This window comes from Paenibacillus sp. FSL R5-0486 (assembly GCF_037975155.1).
GTDB lineage: Bacteria > Bacillota > Bacilli > Paenibacillales > Paenibacillaceae > Paenibacillus > Paenibacillus amylolyticus.
The window spans coordinates 342022-360629 of record NZ_CP150237.1; the positions used below are offsets into that span (position 1 = coordinate 342022).

General features: G+C 46.6%; 14 protein-coding genes, 17 tRNA genes and 3 rRNA genes. 31 read left to right on the forward strand and 3 right to left on the reverse strand.

Translation table 11 applies throughout. The features are described 5' to 3' along the window. Positions 1–5 precede the first annotated feature (5 nt). Positions 6–785, forward strand: a complete 780-nt coding sequence (locus MKY01_RS01595; RefSeq protein WP_036607966.1) for an AraC family transcriptional regulator — start codon at positions 6–8, stop codon at positions 783–785. Between the two features lie 132 nt (positions 786–917). On the opposite strand, the gene MKY01_RS01600 is transcribed toward MKY01_RS01595, so the two are convergent. Continuing rightward, positions 918–1589 carry a phosphatase PAP2 family protein gene (locus MKY01_RS01600; protein ID WP_282319665.1) on the reverse strand — a complete coding sequence of 224 codons (672 nt, stop codon included), beginning with the start codon at positions 1587–1589 and terminating at the stop codon, positions 918–920. A gap of 304 nt (positions 1590–1893) precedes the next feature. Here MKY01_RS01600 and MKY01_RS01605 point away from each other — a divergent pair, with 304 nt between their 5' ends. The 4 genes from MKY01_RS01605 to MKY01_RS01620 all read left to right on the forward strand — a co-directional run bounded on the left by MKY01_RS01605 (position 1894) and on the right by MKY01_RS01620 (position 4081). Then, the gene (locus MKY01_RS01605) at positions 1894–2682 is read left to right on the forward strand and encodes a CPBP family intramembrane glutamic endopeptidase (protein ID WP_076329981.1); all 789 of its coding nucleotides are present in this window, start codon (positions 1894–1896) and stop codon (positions 2680–2682) included. 150 nt (positions 2683–2832) lie between these two features. After that, entirely contained in the window at positions 2833–3069 is a 237-nt protein-coding gene (locus tag MKY01_RS01610; RefSeq protein WP_036607962.1) for a hypothetical protein, read from the forward strand. Between the two features lie 395 nt (positions 3070–3464). Continuing rightward, a complete protein-coding gene (locus tag MKY01_RS01615; RefSeq protein ID WP_024633772.1) occupies positions 3465–3665 on the forward strand; it encodes a cold-shock protein in 201 nt (66 codons plus the stop codon). A gap of 188 nt (positions 3666–3853) precedes the next feature. Beyond that, on the forward strand, positions 3854–4081 hold the full coding sequence (locus tag MKY01_RS01620; protein WP_017691121.1) for a cold-shock protein: 228 nt from the start codon (positions 3854–3856) through the stop codon (positions 4079–4081). 247 nt (positions 4082–4328) lie between these two features. On the opposite strand, the gene MKY01_RS01625 is transcribed toward MKY01_RS01620, so the two are convergent. Then, positions 4329–4676, reverse strand: coding sequence for a hypothetical protein (locus tag MKY01_RS01625; protein WP_076329980.1), 348 nt, complete (start codon positions 4674–4676; stop codon positions 4329–4331). 164 nt (positions 4677–4840) lie between these two features. On the opposite strand from MKY01_RS01625, the gene MKY01_RS01630 reads away from it, so the two are divergent. Further along, entirely contained in the window at positions 4841–5575 is a 735-nt protein-coding gene (locus MKY01_RS01630; RefSeq protein ID WP_339285104.1) for a class I SAM-dependent methyltransferase, read from the forward strand. A gap of 58 nt (positions 5576–5633) precedes the next feature. Here the strand turns inward: MKY01_RS01630 and MKY01_RS01635 are convergent, their stop codons facing one another. After that, positions 5634–6278 carry a GntR family transcriptional regulator gene (locus MKY01_RS01635; protein WP_339285105.1) on the reverse strand — a complete coding sequence of 215 codons (645 nt, stop codon included), beginning with the start codon at positions 6276–6278 and terminating at the stop codon, positions 5634–5636. A gap of 322 nt (positions 6279–6600) precedes the next feature. Here MKY01_RS01635 and MKY01_RS01640 point away from each other — a divergent pair, with 322 nt between their 5' ends. The 25 genes from MKY01_RS01640 to MKY01_RS01760 all read left to right on the forward strand — a co-directional run bounded on the left by MKY01_RS01640 (position 6601) and on the right by MKY01_RS01760 (position 18464). Beyond that, a complete protein-coding gene (locus tag MKY01_RS01640; protein WP_036607952.1) occupies positions 6601–7422 on the forward strand; it encodes a transporter substrate-binding domain-containing protein in 822 nt (273 codons plus the stop codon). 23 nt (positions 7423–7445) lie between these two features. After that, positions 7446–8102: an amino acid ABC transporter permease gene (locus MKY01_RS01645; RefSeq protein ID WP_076329978.1), complete on the forward strand. Its 657-nt coding sequence runs from the start codon at positions 7446–7448 to the stop codon at positions 8100–8102. A 141-nt stretch (positions 8103–8243) separates the two neighbouring features. Then, a complete protein-coding gene (locus MKY01_RS01650; protein ID WP_282319660.1) occupies positions 8244–9464 on the forward strand; it encodes an ornithine--oxo-acid transaminase in 1221 nt (406 codons plus the stop codon). Then, positions 9454–10419, forward strand: coding sequence for an arginase (gene rocF / locus MKY01_RS01655; protein ID WP_081745882.1), 966 nt, complete (start codon positions 9454–9456; stop codon positions 10417–10419). Before MKY01_RS01650 ends, rocF begins: the two co-directional genes overlap by 11 nt. A 615-nt stretch (positions 10420–11034) precedes the next feature. After that, positions 11035–12587: ribosomal RNA gene (locus tag MKY01_RS01660) — 16S ribosomal RNA — on the forward strand. A gap of 309 nt (positions 12588–12896) precedes the next feature. After that, positions 12897–15822: ribosomal RNA gene (locus MKY01_RS01665) — 23S ribosomal RNA — on the forward strand. Between the two features lie 80 nt (positions 15823–15902). After that, positions 15903–16019: ribosomal RNA gene (gene rrf / locus MKY01_RS01670) — 5S ribosomal RNA — on the forward strand. The 16S, 23S and 5S rRNA genes sit together here with 17 tRNA genes alongside, the layout of an rRNA operon. Positions 16020–16078: 59 nt before the next feature. Further along, positions 16079–16152 (forward strand) — tRNA-Ile (locus tag MKY01_RS01675). Positions 16153–16185: 33 nt separating this feature from the next. After that, a tRNA-Ala gene (locus tag MKY01_RS01680) sits at positions 16186–16261 on the forward strand. Position 16262: 1 nt separating this feature from the next. Then, positions 16263–16338, forward strand: a tRNA-Asn gene (locus tag MKY01_RS01685). Between the two features lie 3 nt (positions 16339–16341). Further along, positions 16342–16433 (forward strand) — tRNA-Ser (locus MKY01_RS01690). Between the two features lie 15 nt (positions 16434–16448). Beyond that, positions 16449–16520: transfer RNA gene (locus MKY01_RS01695), tRNA-Glu, on the forward strand. A gap of 6 nt (positions 16521–16526) precedes the next feature. Then, positions 16527–16602 (forward strand) — tRNA-Val (locus MKY01_RS01700). A gap of 16 nt (positions 16603–16618) precedes the next feature. After that, positions 16619–16692 (forward strand) — tRNA-Met (locus MKY01_RS01705). A 26-nt stretch (positions 16693–16718) separates the two neighbouring features. Then, positions 16719–16796 (forward strand) — tRNA-Asp (locus MKY01_RS01710). Between the two features lie 23 nt (positions 16797–16819). Continuing rightward, positions 16820–16895 (forward strand) — tRNA-Thr (locus MKY01_RS01715). Between the two features lie 97 nt (positions 16896–16992). Then, a tRNA-His gene (locus MKY01_RS01720) sits at positions 16993–17068 on the forward strand. Positions 17069–17079: 11 nt separating this feature from the next. Beyond that, positions 17080–17154, forward strand: a tRNA-Gln gene (locus MKY01_RS01725). Positions 17155–17163: 9 nt separating this feature from the next. Then, a tRNA-Lys gene (locus MKY01_RS01730) sits at positions 17164–17239 on the forward strand. A gap of 9 nt (positions 17240–17248) precedes the next feature. Then, positions 17249–17335, forward strand: a tRNA-Leu gene (locus MKY01_RS01735). A gap of 8 nt (positions 17336–17343) precedes the next feature. Beyond that, positions 17344–17418: transfer RNA gene (locus MKY01_RS01740), tRNA-Gly, on the forward strand. A 6-nt stretch (positions 17419–17424) separates the two neighbouring features. Next, a tRNA-Arg gene (locus tag MKY01_RS01745) sits at positions 17425–17501 on the forward strand. A 16-nt stretch (positions 17502–17517) separates the two neighbouring features. Continuing rightward, a tRNA-Pro gene (locus MKY01_RS01750) sits at positions 17518–17591 on the forward strand. Positions 17592–17603: 12 nt separating this feature from the next. Then, positions 17604–17674, forward strand: a tRNA-Gly gene (locus tag MKY01_RS01755). Between the two features lie 184 nt (positions 17675–17858). Then, complete coding sequence (locus MKY01_RS01760; protein ID WP_036672991.1) at positions 17859–18464, forward strand: short chain dehydrogenase; 606 nt, start codon at positions 17859–17861, stop codon at positions 18462–18464. The last annotated feature ends 144 nt before the right edge of the window (positions 18465–18608 follow it).

An 18608-nucleotide genomic window follows, 5' to 3' on the forward strand; every position in this document is an offset into this window, starting at 1 on the left:
GTGTTATGGTCACTCCACTTGAAGTACGACATATTAATGGTGTCGGTTGGTACGAAGAAGCTGTGCAATCTCAAGAAACTTGGCGGCTTAGCTTGGTTACTTATGGAAAATGTGTATATTGGGTGAACGGTGATAAACAGATCATGGAAAAGGGGGAATTGCTCCTCATTCCAGGTGGTACCCCATATTACGGCAAGAGTATTCCTACAGTAACGCACACACAGATTGTAATTCAATTGCAACGCGACCATACCGAAACTCTGCCTGCACTGGAACGGTATGAGGCTTTGCGGCATAAACCTGGATGTTACGAACTGATCCATCAACGCATGAGCGCTATTTATCAACAATGGCAGGAGCGTCCGTCTTATTATGTCATGATGAGCCAAGCCTTATTGATGGAAGTGTTGATTTATATGAACAGGGAGCTTGATCGTGGAGTTATCCCGCCGGAGAGGCATAATCATGTTGAACGGATGAAGCGATATATTGAGCGGCATTATAGGGAGAAAGTGACGAAGGAAGAACTCGGGGACGAGATCAATAAAACTCCCAATTATGCTGCCGCATTATTCAAAAGCATGACAAATCAGACCATCAGTCAATATGTCCATGATCAACGGATGAAACGAGCCATATATCTGCTCACTGAGTCACAACTCTCCATCCAGGAAATTGCCGAATTTCTCGGCTACCGGGACCTGTCTTATTTTTACCGCATATTCAAACGTATAACCGGAAGTCCACCGTCTGACCTTCTTCATGAACGACCACCTATAGCGTGAAACGCGTAGTCCAACCCAAATAAAGTTCTTCTATATAAGTAGGTTTAATTAAATGAGTACAAAAAAAGAGGGCCTATGCCCTCTTTTGCTGTATAGCAGGATCATCATCCCACCTGTTACATATATATGTCGTTATACATGACTGCTTGGGTTAGAAGCTGTGAGTGGCTGCTTCCCTTTTTTTCGTGCCTGCCCAAGACGAAGAGCAAAGACATGTACAGTCCAATACGCGGCCTCAGCAAACAAAATGCCTCCAGCGATGTCCAGCAAGGAATGCTGTTTTACAAACACCGTTGAAGCAATAATCAACCACAGCCATACCGACCAAGAAATCCGTGCCAAAGGCTTAAAGTTCAAGTGTCTGTTGATCACAATAAACAGCAAGTAGCTGGTCAGAACGTGAACACTTGGGAAACAGTTGAAGGGCGCATCATTGGTATAGATAAACTGTACTAACACGCTGCTCAGATCAGTTCCGCCGATCTCCGGGCGCGGGACATGGGTAGGGAACACAGCAAAACAGACATTGGCAGCCATGACACCAACATTATAGGTAATCAACGTACGCCAGAATAGTGACTTGTTCCTCAGACCCAAATAGAGAAATCCAAGATACAGAATGGGCATCCAGCTAATGTACGGATAAATAAATTCTTTGAGAAAAGGAATCTGTGTGTCAATCCAAGCATAATTGTAGAAGACATCACTTCCGGTGTTGCTGCCTAGAAATACGTAAATGGAGCCTTGGAGCGGTATGCACAGAATAGCCAGTAAATGCCCCCAGCGCTGAAAGAATGCTTTCATAGTATCCCCCTGATTTCATTATGCATTGTGAGTCTATCGTTATGGGTACTTCATAGATATAAGACGCTGAAGAGTCGCCACACCCCTGCAACTTTGAACTCTTGTAATACTATAATGGACAGATAAAGGTATAAGCCATACCTGATTTTAGGGGAAAAGAGGTTAGGATAAGTCTCTTTTTTGTTACTTTTATAATTTTATCCATAATAGGGATATTCAATATACGGATGATGTGATACAACTATATTGGCATATAAGTTCTTATGACAACGGAAAACATAAATGAAACGAGGTAGGCAAATGTATGATTAATGCGCAATCCAAGCCAAAACATTCCTTTTCCGAGCGCAAACCTGTGCTCACCGTTGTGATTATTGAGCTGCTTCTCCTGTTAGCCGTATTTGCAGCAGGGGCCATTGCAACGATAAAACAACTCGACTACACTTCCCCTGTACTCATTTCCTTTACACCCATCGCCATTGTTCTGATGATCTATCTGACGTTAAGGCGCAAGTGGAGAGAGACTGGTTTCCGATCTTTGCGAAGTATCCCAGCTGGCCATGCAAAGTATTATATTCCACTACTCCTTGTACTGGGTACACTTGCCCTGAAAGGATTTGGGGAGCTGAGCTTGTCACGGGTAGCCTTTTTCATCTTTTTTACCTTGCTCGTAGCTTTTGTTGAGGAAACGATCTATCGGGGGCTTATTTTCAAAACATTGCTTCAAAAAAGTGCAGTGGCCGCAGTTGTGACCTCCAGCATCTTGTTTTCCATTACACATCTATTGAACGCATTGTCTGGTCAGGATATGACAGATACGATCATGCAATTGATCTATGCGCTGCTCCTGGGAGCTGTATTGGCGTTATTGATGCTGAAGAACGGAAATATCGTACCGCTTATATTGTTTCATTTCATACATAATCTGATTCAATTTCTAGGGAATGATCTGGAGGACACAGGTACACTTCCTTACGATCTGTTTATACTGGCAGTACTGATTGCTTACTGTGCATGGTTAGTGTGGAGCATTCGAACAAATTCGTCTATTCCATCCAAAGGGAGTGAGCAAGCGAATACGGTTGTTCATTAAGGTTCTTTCCGGTATTGCTTGAAAGTAGTTATCATACAGTTTCCCGTCAGCAGTTGGATCATGGTATACTTCAGTCTGGCGGGAAGACAGATATGTTCATGATACGAGGTCTGCCTATCCGTACAATAGGTTTAGACAGTAGGTGATATAGTGGAGAAGACAGCACAAGGTGTAGCAGAATGGATGGTACAGGAGATTAAATTCACAGGAACACTTCATCAGGAAGCTGCCATAGAATATGTGAAGACCCATTTTGGTGAAGAGTTTGTTTTTGTGAACGAGAACGGCAATACATCATTGTCCAAGGAAGTGAAGAAAGCTTTCCGAAAGCTTCATCGTGGGCAGATCGCCTGGGATCGGGATGCATTTATGTGGGCATGGACATAGTGTGTTATACTGGAGTAAGATGATTCGTTGGTTGTGTTGGATATGCATGTCAGAATATTATATAAAAAATGTATAAGATGGATTAGATCTGCATATCCTTTCATAAGACCGTACACAAGTGATCAGGCACATAAGCGTGATAAACCCTGGTCCCACGCGTGTTAATAACATGTATTTCCAAAGCTGTTTGAAAAGAAAATACAAAGATTTGCTTTTTGGCTGAAATGGAGTTATAATAAAAACAAGTTGTAGAGAGTGGAAAACCTAATTCATATATTGTAAAGGGCGATCACTTATAGGTTTATGACTGGTACCTTTTTCAATGTGTGAATTTTTATTTGCTTGCTGCAAAGAACAAAGGAACATGTTAATCTTTATTTGGAGGTGTAATTCACATGCAAAACGGAACAGTAAAATGGTTCAACGCTGATAAAGGCTTCGGTTTCATCGAAGTTGAAGGCGGAGAAGATGTATTCGTACACTTCAGCGCTATTACAGGCGAAGGCTTCAAAACGCTGGACGAAGGTCAACGCGTGCAATTTAAAATTGTACAAGGAAACCGTGGTCCTCAAGCAGAAGAAGTTGTAAAACTGTAATTAAAGCATAGCTGCCTTTAACATGTTATAATGGTAAAGGCAGCTTCTTTTTTTTGATCAGTTATATAAAAGTCGGCCCATTAGTTGTCGAGGCAGGAGTCCGGTGGGACGTTAAACTTCCGCTAAGTGTAGTCTTCTGTGAAATAACGTCGGTTAGATGTTTTTCCATAACAAAGGGGGTAGAAGTCATGTATAATCGCAAAAAACCGTTGGAAGAGATTCCACAAGCTGATGCGGCAATCTGGGAATGTACGAGTGATACGTGCAAAGGATGGATGCGGGACAATTTTGCGTTTGATAACGTACCTACTTGTCCGATATGTGCTTCTGAGATGGTCAGCACGACTAGGATGCTACCATTGCTTGAGAATTCGAATAGTAATCTGAAAACGATGCCTAAAGGAAATCGGATTTAACATAGCTTACCCGCCTCTAACGAGGTGTTTTTTTTTAAGATCAAATAGACACCCTGTGCGAAGGTAAGGGTATTAAATATGAAGTTCCCGGCATTCGTTTTGGCGAATGCCTTTTTTTGTATCATTTTTTAACAGAAAAATATAGTGTGATTGATGTGAATCATATGAAAAAGATAAAGACCCTTTTCGCTATAAGCAAAAAGGGTCTTTGTTATGACTACAATTTTTACAACGATCAGATTGGAATTTAGATGAACAGGAACGGCAGCAGAAACAATGTTGCTACCAGAGCCAGATCGATTCCTGCTCCATAGCCGTAACCCCCACCGTATCCTCCGTAACCATATCGACCGTAGGCCGAAGATTTAACTTTTTTTGTTGCAACAGCGTTTTTCTTGATGCTTTTTACCAGCTGCTGTTTGGATTTGACGGAACACAGCCGTGGTCCCTCGAAACACCCGTTCAAATAAATTTTGCCATCACGACATTGACTAAGCGTACCATACATATGCTTACCGTCGTTCATAACGAGACAAACGGAACGTCCAACGTGCGGAGAAACCGTTTCTTCACATACCCGATTAATTCTGTACATGCAAATCCTCCTCATTAGATGCGGTTGCCGCTTGAATTCAACGGTTTGTATATCATAGTAAAAAGAAGACCAATTGGTATGGACGAGTACCCGGAAAATCGAATGGGGAGGAGCCGTTTTTGAATCTACTCCATACACTGGGAGAAGTGAGGAGGGGATGTCGCGTGGATTATCATGACATGCTGGCTCGGTTAGGGGAGGGAAGTGCCCATCCTGGAGGATTTTTGGCAACACTGAAGTTGCTGGATGGCTTATCTCTGCCAGTGAGTAATCATATTCTTGAGATAGGGTGCGGCACTGGGAGGACTGCGTGTTACCTGGCTAAAAGTGGATATCGGGTAACGGCGATTGATCTTCATCGCAATATGCTGGATAAGGCAGTTAGGAGAGCGAGACGAGAACGCGTGGATGTTCAATTTGTTCAGGCTGATGTAACATCGTTACCTTTTCCGGAAAATCATTTTGACGTGGTATTTGTGGAGTCGGTCACGATCTTCACCCCATGGCGGAGTGCACTTGCTGAGTATAGAAGGGTGTTGAAGCCCGGAGGACTTTTAGTGGATCGGGAGATGGTTCTATCAGGCCAGAAGACCGAATTGATGTGTCGCAGGTTAAAGCAATTTTACGGTATACGAACCCTGGTAACGGCCACAGCATGGAGAAAACGCCTCAAGCAGTGTGGTTTCACCAAGGTAGAGGTCAAAGAACATTCGCGATCCATGGCAAAATGGAGCGTTGATCATGATCCACATCGCGAGATCGATATGAATTGGTTTGAGGATGAACGTATGCAGCGAATGAGTCAAACCAATGATCGTTTGCTCGCGAAATACGGCAAAAAGTTGGGATATGCTGTTTTTGCGGCTAGGGCACCGTTGAAGGTCAAAAAGGAAAAATAGGAAAAAGACAACTCACACAATTGTGTGGGTTGCCTTTAGTTTGTTTTGACAGAACGTACTACAACATATCGTTGTCGATAATCCGCCAGTGGTGTTTGAGCAGGGCTTCCAGTTGGTTCTTATCTTTGGCTCGAAAAGCACTTAAAATTTGCCGGTGCTCTTCATTAACTTCCATCAGTACCTCAGATAGCTTTGGTTTATTATCACTAACATAGGACTGCCGGATGAAACTGTTCTTCAATGTGTTTAACATCTCAATGACTGTTGCATTACCACATCGCTGAATGTACAGATTATGGAACTGATATTGGTTTTTGTTGTAGGCAGCAAGATCAAGCTGGCTGATATCTTCGTCCATTCGAACAACCAGAGTTTCCATCTCCAAAAGTTCAGATGGTCTGAGGTGGTCTGTTGCAAGTGTGGCAGCAAGTGCCTCGAGCACACCGATCGCTTGGGAGAACTCCAGTTTTTTGCCTGCATCAAAAGGAGTGACAATAAATCCCCTGCGTGGGATGTATTGGAGTAGATTGTCTGAAGCCAGCTGGAAAAGCGCCTCCCGAGTAGGCGTGCGACTGATGTCCAGCTTTTTGCATATTTCTGCCTCGTTGATCTTCTGGTTGGGAAGCAACGTCCCGTCTTGAATCTTCTGGGCAATGTAATCATATACGTGATCTTTCAAGGACCGGTATTTGGGTACCTCCATACCGAATCCTCCTTTCTATGTATAGTGAATAAATAGATGGGTGTGGGGCCGTACTGTACGCGCCGTTCAGGAGTTTCAAGTTTTTATCATCTTAACACCGAGGGGGAAGTTGGGCAAGCAAACTTCATGTTTCAGCCGATGTAAATGCTATGTTATATATAGCACATTTTATGGAATTAAAGCGTATAAATGTTTAAATAATGATTGTGATAAACCAAATTATTTGTTAGTATTACTTACATATAAGTCCATATATTGTATTATGTATATTGTATACAAATCATTCTGTTACTCATTCAAAAAAAGAATAGGGGTATGATGTGTGAAAAAAGTGCTTTTGCCAATGATGCTGTTGTTAGTGGTTGTATTCATGTCCGCATGTGGGCAGGAAAAAACGACAGAGACCGGATCAGACGCTACTTCCTCTTCGGGCAGTAGCTCTGCGGAAAAGGAAGTCATTGTACTTGGAACCAGTGCGGACTATGCACCCTATGAATTTCATAAGAAAATCGATGGTAAAGATACCATTGTAGGTTTTGACATCGAGATTGCCAAAGCAATTGCGGCTGATCTGGGAGCCGAGCTGAAGATTGAGGACATGGACTTTGATGGCCTTCTTATGGCCCTTGGTACAGATAAGGTTGATTTTGTGATATCAGGCTTAACCCCTACCGGAGAACGAAAGAAGAATGTTGATTTTACGGATATCTACTATTATGCAGAGCAGGCTGTACTTGTTAGAGAAGGGGAAGGTACCGCATTAAAGTCCATAGATGATCTATCAGGCAAACAGGTTGGCGTGCAAAAGAGTTCCATTCAGGAAGGGATTGCTCAGGAAATAGAGGGAGCAAAGCTCACTTCTCTGGCCAAAATACCTGAGCTGATTCTGGAGTTGCAGACGGGACGTGTAGACGCACTCATCTTGGAGAAGCCGGTGGCTGAACAGTATGTGAAGAACCAAGAGGGGCTTGTTGTTGCAGGTGTGGAGGTTGAACAGGCTGAAGACGAGGGTGGTTCAGCCATCGCGGTGAAGAAAGGTAATCAGAAGCTGCTGGATCAGATCAACACTACATTGGAAAAGCTCAAAACGAACGGAGATATTGAACGGTTCGTCGTTGAAGCGAATGAGATGCTCGGCGAATAAACCGGACGAGTGAGGGATATGCCGTGAATTTAGATTTTTCCTTTCTATTAGAACATTGGCAGGATTATGCACGAAGTGCGTGGGTCACGCTTGAACTTTCCTTCTTCGGTGTATTGTTTGGTACGTTGCTGGGTGTAATCATGGCGCTAATGCGAATATCCCGAATATGGCCAATTAAATTTGTGGCATCGGCGTATATTGAACTCATTCGAGGAACACCGATGCTGGTACAGATTCTTATTATTCATTATGGTCTGACGGTTGTAGGTGTGAACTTGCCGGCATTTATGTCGGGGGTGGTAGCTCTGACGATGAATAGCTCGGCCTATATGGCAGAGGTGTTCAGGGCCGGGATTCAAGCAATTGATAAAGGACAGACTGAAGCTTCGCGCTCCCTTGGTATGACAAATGGTATGACACTTCGTTATATTATACTGCCGCAGGCTTTTCGTAACATGCTTCCAGCCATCGGTAATGAATTCATTATTATCATTAAAGATTCTTCGCTTGTCTCCATGATCGGCATAGCCGAGATTATATACACGGCCAGAACGATTCAGGGTGTTACGTTCCAGCCGCTTGCTCCGTTGCTTATTGCCGCCGGCCTCTATTTTATAATCACATTTACACTGGCTAATTTACTCTCTTGGTTGGAACGTAGACTTTCTACTTCTCGCTAACTATGGATAAAGGATTGGATTCGAGAAAGGCTTGGATTAGGCTGGAGTGGAAAAAGAGAGATGTAGTCGTAAATGGCGATGGTATCGCATACATTGTTATTGTATTTTGTATACAATATTTTGGAAAGGTGTTGGGTGTGTATGTCAGATTCCAAAATGTTAATTGATTGGTCGGAGCGTTATGCTGCACCTAATTATCATCCGCTCCCTATTGTTATTGAACAGGCGGAAGGGGTATGGGTGGAGGACCCTGAAGGCCGCCGTTATATGGATATGTTAAGTGCATACTCTGCATTGAATCATGGTCATAGACATCCTGTGATCATACAGGCGCTCAAGGATCAGGCAGATCAGGTTACGCTGACATCACGGGCATTCCACAGTAGCTCCGCTTCTCTTTTTTATCAGAAACTCTCACAATTCACGGGGAAATCGAAGATTCTCGCCATGAATACAGGAGCGGAAGCGGTGGAGACTGCGGTGAAGGTGGTACGTAGATGGGCTTATCGTTGCAAAGGTGTACCGGAAAATCAAGCCGAGATTATCGTATGCTCTGGTAACTTTCATGGAAGAACTCTGACGGTTACCTCTTTTTCTTCTTCAGCGGAGTATAAAAAAGATTTTGGGCCGTTCACACCTGGATTCCGGATTATTCCCTATGGAGATATTGAAGCGCTGAAGCAGGCCATTACACCAAATACGGCTGGTTTTCTTGTAGAGCCTATTCAGGGCGAAGCTGGAATCGTAATCCCGCCTGATGGATATTTGGCTGAAGCTTTTGCTCTGTGTAAGAGCCAGCAGGTGTTGACTGTATCTGATGAGATCCAGACCGGATTCGGAAGAACAGGCCGCCGTTTTGCCTCCGACTGGGAAGGGGTTGAACCAGACATCTGGATTATGGGCAAAGCACTGGGGGGAGGAGTCATGCCCATCTCGGCTATCGCTGCTGATGCGGAGATACTTGATTTGTTTGAGCCGGGGTCTCATGGTTCTACGTTTGGGGGTAACCCACTCGCTTGCGCCGTGGCTGTAGCAGCTCTGGATGTTCTTGAAGATGAGAAGCTTGCTGAGCGATCGGAGCGTCTGGGGAACTATTTTATGAAAAGACTTCGAGATATTCGCAGTTCAGCCATACGGGATATTCGGGGGAAAGGTTTATTTATTGGTGTTGAACTGCATGAACCAGCCCGCCCTTATTGTGAGCGGTTGATGTCTACTGGACTGCTGTGTAAAGAAACCCATGAGACAACCATTCGATTTGCCCCACCACTGACGATTAAAGAGTCCGAGATTGACTGGGCACTGGAGAGAATTGAGCAGGTGTTGATCACCAATGAGGGAGCTGACCTACATGAAAAATGATGATGATGTCCATGGTGGAATAAAAGATACTTCTATTAATACAAGTCAAACATCTGTGCGGCGTAATATTGCTATCATTAAGGTTCCTTTTGGACTTGGTGGAGCAAGAGGTGGAGCAGAGTTGGGGCCTGATGAATTGATTACAGCTGGACTGAAGCGGGAGATTGCGAGTCTGGGGTTAGTGCTTTCCAAAGAAGTGCGGGTAGATTGTCCTTCTGAACCTGCTGCCCCTATTGAGCGAAATCGTGTAAAACACTTAAATGAGGTACGTCAGGTCAGTGAGAAGGTGTGTAGTGAAGTATCAGGTGCAGTAGAGGAGGGGGCTTTTCCACTTGTGCTTGGGGGAGATCATAGTGTAGCGATTGGTACTTTTGCCGGGCTAACAGCACATTATTCGAATTTGGGTGTGATCTGGTTTGATGCGCATGCAGACTTGAATACGGAAGAACGTAGCTTGTCCGGTAATATGCATGGGATGAGTGTGGCAGCATCCTTGGGGCATACTGCATTCAATCTGTCGCACATTGCTGGAGCAGGCGCGTTTATTGATCCGTCCAACTTGATCTATATTGGTCTGCGTGATCTGGATGAGTATGAGAAAGAGCAGATTAAGGGGCTGGGAATCCGAGCATTTACGATGCATGATATTGACCGGATGGGAATAAAGCAAGTTATTGAGGAAGCAATAGCTACAGCGGGAAAAGGGACAGATGGTATTCATGTCAGCTTCGACATGGATTGTCTGGATCCGCGGGAAGCTCCGGGTGTGGGCACCCCAGTACCTGGTGGTCTGAATTACCGAGAGGCACATTATGCATTGGAGATACTTGCTTCCACAAATCAAGTTACGTCGATGGAACTGGTTGAGGTGAATCCGTTGTTTGATCACAATAGACATACGGCAAGGCTTGGTGTGGAACTGATCGCTTCGTTACTTGGTAAGCGCATATTGTAAGCACTGAGAAGTGATGTGGAGTATGTAGGCTGAGCCTAAGGAATATACTTTCTTATTTATTATAGAAGGAAAGAAAACTGAGACCTCCGAAAACTAGGGCTAGTCACAATCAATTGTTCACTGCAATCGCAGTTGAAGTGGCTTCCCTGGTTATGTTTAATGGACATGTATATTAGAAGCACCGTAATAAGGATGCTGAGAGTTATTTGTATGTACAGGAGCGTCAGATTACATATTGTGCTGATGATGTGAGTTGATTATCATTTTTGAAAAAAGACTTGCAATTGAAATCTGTACATGATATATTCTAATTCCGGCCAAGAAAACACGGTTTACACGGTGCGGCAAGCGAATGAAATAAGCTTCGAAAGAAACTTAAAAAAAGAGCTTGCAAAGTTGGTTCGGACATGATATTATATAAGAGTTGCTGAAGAGAAAAAAATTCGGTAACAAAATAAGTTTGATCTTTGAAAACTGAACAACGAGTGAGTAAACATTCTGCTTGCAGAATGAACGCGAAAGTTTGAAACGAGCCTTGGCTTGAATCGACTGGAGCACAAATGAGATTTTTAATCTCGTCAGATTCAAAATGAGCTTATCGCTCTTTTCAATACTTTATTGGAGAGTTTGATCCTGGCTCAGGACGAACGCTGGCGGCATGCCTAATACATGCAAGTCGAGCGGACTTGAAGAGAAGCTTGCTTCTCTGATGGTTAGCGGCGGACGGGTGAGTAACACGTAGGCAACCTGCCCTCAAGTTTGGGACAACTACCGGAAACGGTAGCTAATACCGAATAATTGTTTTCTTCGCCTGAAGGAAACTGGAAAGACGGAGCAATCTGTCACTTGGGGATGGGCCTGCGGCGCATTAGCTAGTTGGTGAGGTAACGGCTCACCAAGGCGACGATGCGTAGCCGACCTGAGAGGGTGATCGGCCACACTGGGACTGAGACACGGCCCAGACTCCTACGGGAGGCAGCAGTAGGGAATCTTCCGCAATGGGCGAAAGCCTGACGGAGCAATGCCGCGTGAGTGATGAAGGTTTTCGGATCGTAAAGCTCTGTTGCCAGGGAAGAACGCTTGGGAGAGTAACTGCTCTCAAGGTGACGGTACCTGAGAAGAAAGCCCCGGCTAACTACGTGCCAGCAGCCGCGGTAATACGTAGGGGGCAAGCGTTGTCCGGAATTATTGGGCGTAAAGCGCGCGCAGGCGGTCATTTAAGTCTGGTGTTTAATCCCGGGGCTCAACCCCGGATCGCACTGGAAACTGGGTGACTTGAGTGCAGAAGAGGAGAGTGGAATTCCACGTGTAGCGGTGAAATGCGTAGATATGTGGAGGAACACCAGTGGCGAAGGCGACTCTCTGGGCTGTAACTGACGCTGAGGCGCGAAAGCGTGGGGAGCAAACAGGATTAGATACCCTGGTAGTCCACGCCGTAAACGATGAGTGCTAGGTGTTAGGGGTTTCGATACCCTTGGTGCCGAAGTTAACACATTAAGCACTCCGCCTGGGGAGTACGGTCGCAAGACTGAAACTCAAAGGAATTGACGGGGACCCGCACAAGCAGTGGAGTATGTGGTTTAATTCGAAGCAACGCGAAGAACCTTACCAGGTCTTGACATCTGAATGACCGGTGCAGAGATGTACCTTTTCTTCGGAACATTCAAGACAGGTGGTGCATGGTTGTCGTCAGCTCGTGTCGTGAGATGTTGGGTTAAGTCCCGCAACGAGCGCAACCCTTATATTTAGTTGCCAGCACTTCGGGTGGGCACTCTAGATAGACTGCCGGTGACAAACCGGAGGAAGGTGGGGATGACGTCAAATCATCATGCCCCTTATGACCTGGGCTACACACGTACTACAATGGCCGGTACAACGGGCTGCGAAATCGCGAGATGGAGCCAATCCCAACAAAGCCGGTCTCAGTTCGGATTGCAGGCTGCAACTCGCCTGCATGAAGTCGGAATTGCTAGTAATCGCGGATCAGCATGCCGCGGTGAATACGTTCCCGGGTCTTGTACACACCGCCCGTCACACCACGAGAGTTTATAACACCCGAAGTCGGTGGGGTAACCGCAAGGAGCCAGCCGCCGAAGGTGGGATAGATGATTGGGGTGAAGTCGTAACAAGGTAGCCGTATCGGAAGGTGCGGCTGGATCACCTCCTTTCTATGGAGAATCGTTTCCTGCAACGGAAACATTCAAATACGCAGCTTAGTTGCAAAACACTCACTCGTTGCTCAGTTTTGAGAGCTCAAACTCTCAAACAGCTTGCTTTTGCATGGAGCTTGTTCTTTGAAAACTAGATATCGAAACGAAACAAACGCGAATTAGAACATTCCTTTAAGCTGAACTTGTGCAAACAAGTCAAGTGTATAAAGGTAGTTAAATTGCTTTTGTGAGGGTATCGGGTGAGAGCGACTTTTGGCTTTGCGCAAGCAAAACAAGGGAAGCGAGCGACCGAAACCGGAACAAAATGGTTAAGCTACTAAGAGCACACGGAGGATGCCTAGGCGCTAGGAGCCGATGAAGGACGTGGCGAACAACGAAACTGCCTCGGGGAGCTGTAAGCAAGCTTTGATCCGGGGGTGTCCGAATGGGGAAACCCAGCTGGGGTAATTTCCAGTTACTCATAACTGAATACATAGGTTATGTAGAGGCATACCAGGGGAACTGAAACATCTAAGTACCCTGAGGAAGAGAAAACAATAGTGATTCCGTCAGTAGCGGCGAGCGAACGCGGAGAAGCCCAAACCAGAGAGCTTGCTCTTTGGGGTTGTGGGACGTCTCACATGGAGTTACAAAGGAACCGGTTAAGCGAAGAGGTCTGGAAAGGCCCGCCAAAGAAGGTAAAAGCCCTGTAGTTGAAAGTCTGTTCCCTCCGAGACGGATCCCGAGTAGTGCGGGGCACGTGAAACCCCGTATGAATCCGGCAGGACCATCTGCCAAGGCTAAATACTTCCTAGCGACCGATAGTGAAGCAGTACCGTGAGGGAAAGGTGAAAAGCACCCCGGAAGGGGAGTGAAATAGAACCTGAAACCGTGTGCTTACAAAAAGTCAGAGCCCGTTTTAGGGGTGATGGCGTGCCTTTTGTAGAATGAACCGGCGAGTTACGTTCCCGTGCAAGGTTAAGGTGAAGAGCCGGAGCCGCAGCGAAAGCGAGTCTGAATAGGGCGACTTAGTACGTGGACGTAGACCCGAAACCGGGTGATCTACCCCTGTCCAGGGTGAAGGTGCGGTAACACGCACTGGAGGCCCGAACCCACGCATGTTGAAAAATGCGGGGATGAGGTGGGGGTAGCGGAGAAATTCCAATCGAACTCGGAGATAGCTGGTTCTCCCCGAAATAGCTTTAGGGCTAGCCTCGGAAAACAGAGTCGTGGAGGTAGAGCACTGATTGGGTGCGGGGCCCGCAAGGGTTACCAAGCTCAGTCAAACTCCGAATGCCATAGACTTACTTCCGGGAGTCAGACAGTGAGTGCTAAGATCCATTGTCAAAAGGGAAACAGCCCAGACCATCAGCTAAGGTCCCCAAGTGTGTGTTAAGTGGGAAAGGATGTGGAGTTGCACAGACAACCAGGATGTTGGCTTAGAAGCAGCCATCATTGAAAGAGTGCGTAATAGCTCACTGGTCGAGTGACTCTGCGCCGAAAATGTAACGGGGCTAAACACACCACCGAAGCTATGGCTTGATGCTTTGCATCAGGGGTAGGGGAGCGTTGTATAAGGGTTGAAGGTGTACCGTAAGGAGCGCTGGACATTATACAAGTGAGAATGCCGGTATGAGTAACGAAAAGATCAGTGAGAATCTGATCCGCCGAAAGCCTAAGGGTTCCTGAGGAAGGCTCGTCCGCTCAGGGTAAGTCGGGACCTAAGGCGAGGCCGAAAGGCGTAGTCGAAGGACAACAGGTCGAAATTCCTGTACCACCGTAAGCCGTTATGAGCAATGGGGGGACGCAGTAGGGTAGTGACGCGGACTGATGGATGTCCGTCTAAGCAGTAAGGCTGATGTGTAGGCAAATCCGCACATTGTAAGGCTGAGCTGTGATGGGGAGCGAAAATTATAGTAGCGAAGGTCATGATCTCACACTGCCAAGAAAAGCCTCTAGCCAGGTGATGGTGCCCGTACCGCAAACCGACACAGGTAGGCGAGAAGAGTATTCTAAGGCGCGCGGAAGAACTCTCGTTAAGGAACTCGGCAAAATGACCCCGTAACTTCGGGAGAAGGGGTGCCCCGGTAGTGTGAATAGCACGAGGGGGCCGCAGTGAAAAGGCCCAAGCGACTGTTTAGCAAAAACACAGGTCTGTGCGAAGCCGTAAGGCGAAGTATACGGGCTGACGCCTGCCCGGTGCTGGAAGGTTAAGGGGAGTGGTTAGGAGCAATCCGAAGCTGTGAACCGAAGCCCCAGTAAACGGCGGCCGTAACTATAACGGTCCTAAGGTAGCGAAATTCCTTGTCAGGTAAATTCTGACCCGCACGAATGGCGTAACGACTTGGGCGCTGTCTCAACGAGAGATCCGGTGAAATTTTAATACCTGTGAAGATGCAGGTTACCCGCGACAAGACGGAAAGACCCCATGGAGCTTTACTGCAGCTTGATATTGAATTTGGGTACGATCTGTACAGGATAGGTGGGAGCCTTTGAAGTGTGAGCGCCAGCTTGCATGGAGGCAACGTTGGGATACCACCCTGATCGTATCTAGGTTCTAACCTGGTACCGTAATCCGGTGCGGGGACAGTGTCAGGTGGGCAGTTTGACTGGGGCGGTCGCCTCCTAAAGAGTAACGGAGGCGCCCAAAGGTTCCCTCAGAATGGTTGGAAATCATTCGAAGAGTGCAAAGGCATAAGGGAGCTTGACTGCGAGACCTACAAGTCGAGCAGGGACGAAAGTCGGGCTTAGTGATCCGGTGGTACCGCATGGAAGGGCCATCGCTCAACGGATAAAAGCTACCCTGGGGATAACAGGCTTATCTCCCCCAAGAGTCCACATCGACGGGGAGGTTTGGCACCTCGATGTCGGCTCATCGCATCCTGGGGCTGAAGTAGGTCCCAAGGGTTGGGCTGTTCGCCCATTAAAGCGGTACGCGAGCTGGGTTCAGAACGTCGTGAGACAGTTCGGTCCCTATCTGTCGTGGGCGTAGGAAATTTGAGAGGAGCTGTCCTTAGTACGAGAGGACCGGGATGGACGTACCGCTGGTGTACCAGTTGTTCCGCCAGGAGCACCGCTGGGTAGCTATGTACGGACGGGATAAACGCTGAAAGCATCTAAGCGTGAAGCCCCCCTCAAGATGAGATTTCCCAGTATGTAAGACCCCTTGAAGACGACGAGGTAGATAGGCTGGGGGTGGAAGTGCAGCAATGCATGGAGCTGACCAGTACTAATCGGTCGAGGGCTTATCCAATTAGCAAGTTGTAATTCGCATGTTTCGTTTCGAATCTAGTTTTCAGAGAACGATCTCTGAAATGTAAGCTAAGCTATGCGTTTGGTGGCGATGGCGGAGGGGTTCCACACGTACCCATCCCGAACACGACCGTTAAGCCCTCTAGCGCCGATGGTACTTGGACCGCAGGGTCCTGGGAGAGTAGGACGCCGCCAAGCGATTTCCCTTTGGGGTATTTTTTTTGCCCCCCTTGCCAAGGAATAAGGGATATATATTAGGGCCCTTAGCTCAGTTGGTTAGAGCGCACCTCTGATAAGGGTGAGGCCGGTGGTTCGAGTCCACCAGGGCCCATAGCAAGACCACAACAAGAAATACACAGTGTATGGGGCCATAGCTCAGCTGGGAGAGCGCCTGCCTTGCAAGCAGGAGGTCAGCGGTTCGATCCCGCTTGGCTCCACCATTCCCTGATAGCTCAGTTGGTAGAGCACTCGACTGTTAATCGAGTTGTCACAGGTTCGAGCCCTGTTCGGGGAGCCATATGGAGAGGTGTCCGAGCTGGCCGAAGGAGCACGATTGGAAATCGTGTAGGCGTCACAAGCGTCTCGAGGGTTCGAATCCCTCTCTCTCCGCCAGATATTTTTTAGCAAGGCCCGTTGGTCAAGGGGTTAAGACACCTCCCTTTCACGGAGGTAACAGGGGTTCGAATCCCCTACGGGTCATATTATGGAGGCTTAGCTCAGCTGGGAGAGCATCTGCCTTACAAGCAGAGGGTCGGGGGTTCGATCCCCTCAGCCTCCACCATATAACTTTATAACGACGCGGGGTGGAGCAGCCCGGTAGCTCGTCGGGCTCATAACCCGAAGGCCGCAGGTTCAAATCCTGCCCCCGCAATTATACTTTCCTTGAGAAAGTGATCTGGAACCGTGGTGTAGTTGGCCTAACATGCCTGCCTGTCACGCAGGAGATCGCGGGTTCGAATCCCGTCGGTTCCGCCATTTTTTAATTAAATATACACCGTGCCGGTGTAGCTCAACTGGTAGAGCAACTGACTTGTAATCAGTAGGTTGGGGGTTCAAGTCCTCTCGCCGGCACCATTTTTAGTATTTACATCTGAATTTGTGATAGAATGTATATTACAAGTAAAATTGTTAATACTAAGATTCTCTTAGTGGATGAATGGCTTACTCTATGGCGGTCGTGGCGAAGTGGTTAACGCACCGGTTTGTGGATCCGGCATTCGGGGGTTCAATTCCCCTCGATCGCCCCATGATTTTTTAATGGGGATTAGCCAAGCGGTAAGGCAACGGACTTTGACTCCGTCATGCATAGGTTCAAATCCTATATCCCCAGCCATTTCATTACGAGTCATTAGCTCAGTTGGTAGAGCACCTGACTTTTAATCAGGGTGTCGAAGGTTCGAGCCCTTCATGACTCACCATTATATTTTGCGGTCGTGGCGGAATTGGCAGACGCGCACGGTTCAGGTCCGTGTGGGCTAACCCCCGTGGAGGTTCGAGTCCTCTCGACCGCACCATATGTTTTGCGGAAGTGGCTCAGCGGTAGAGCATCGCCTTGCCAAGGCGAGGGTCGCGGGTTCGATTCCCGTCTTCCGCTCCAATATTTGCGCCCTTAGCTCAGCTGGATAGAGCGTTTGACTACGAATCAAAAGGCCGGGAGTTCGAATCTCTCAGGGCGCGCCATTATTCTCATAAGTATCGGGATGTAGCTCAGCTTGGTAGAGCACCTGGTTTGGGACCAGGGGGTCGCATGTTCAAATCGTGTCATCCCGATTTTTTTTATTTGCGGGTGTAGTTCAATGGTAGAACTTTAGCCTTCCAAGCTAATAGCGTGGGTTCGATTCCCATCACCCGCTTCTTAGTAACATATAGAAGAGCCTTTGCTTATAGCAAAGGCTTTTTTTGTGTTAAAAAGAATAAGTGTAATTTATTTAAAATAGGGTCAATTGTCATTTGATTAAGGATGGAATCTTTGTTTAAATAAATAGAACAATTCGTATCTGATTAACCGTATTTATTTATAAAGGAGGACAAACAGTAATGAAAAGAGCTCTGGTCATTGGTGGAAACGGAACATTAGGTAAAGCCGTTGTTGCGAAACTGAAAGATTATTCCGTTGAGGTTATTACAGCAGGTAGACAATCCGGGGATGTTCAGGTGGATATGACGTCGACAGAGAGTATTACAACCCTCTTCGAAACGGTGAGAAATATTGATTACGTCATTGTGGCGGCGGGCCAGACCCATTATGCGAAACTCGAAGAACTGACACCTGAGAACAATATGATTAGTGTGCAGGGTAAACTGCTTGGACAGGTCAATATCGTATTGATTGGACAGCACTATATTAACGACAAGGGGAGTTTCACGCTGGTCAGTGGCATTATACAAGACCACCCTATTGAGCAAGGTGCATCAAGTGCTATGGTCAATGGGGCTATTGATTCGTTTGCCAAAGCGGCAGCGTTTGAGTTACCAAGAGGCATTCGTTTGAATTCGGTTAGTCCTAATCTGTTTGTAGAGTCTGCGGAAAAATATAAGGATTTCTTTATTGGATTTAATCCTGTACCTGTAGAGAAAGTGGCTAATACGTTTATCCAGAGTGCACTTGGGATTGAAACAGCCCAAAATTTTAAAATATATTAAAAGCCGGAAAGTTATATATGATTTTGATGATTACCTATCCCTAATTAATTGCAGGATGAGAAAGGTGTACATGAAATACATTTAGCTGTTAAGCATGTAGAATGATTTTTCATGAAACAGAACTGAATGAGGCCATTTGAAATA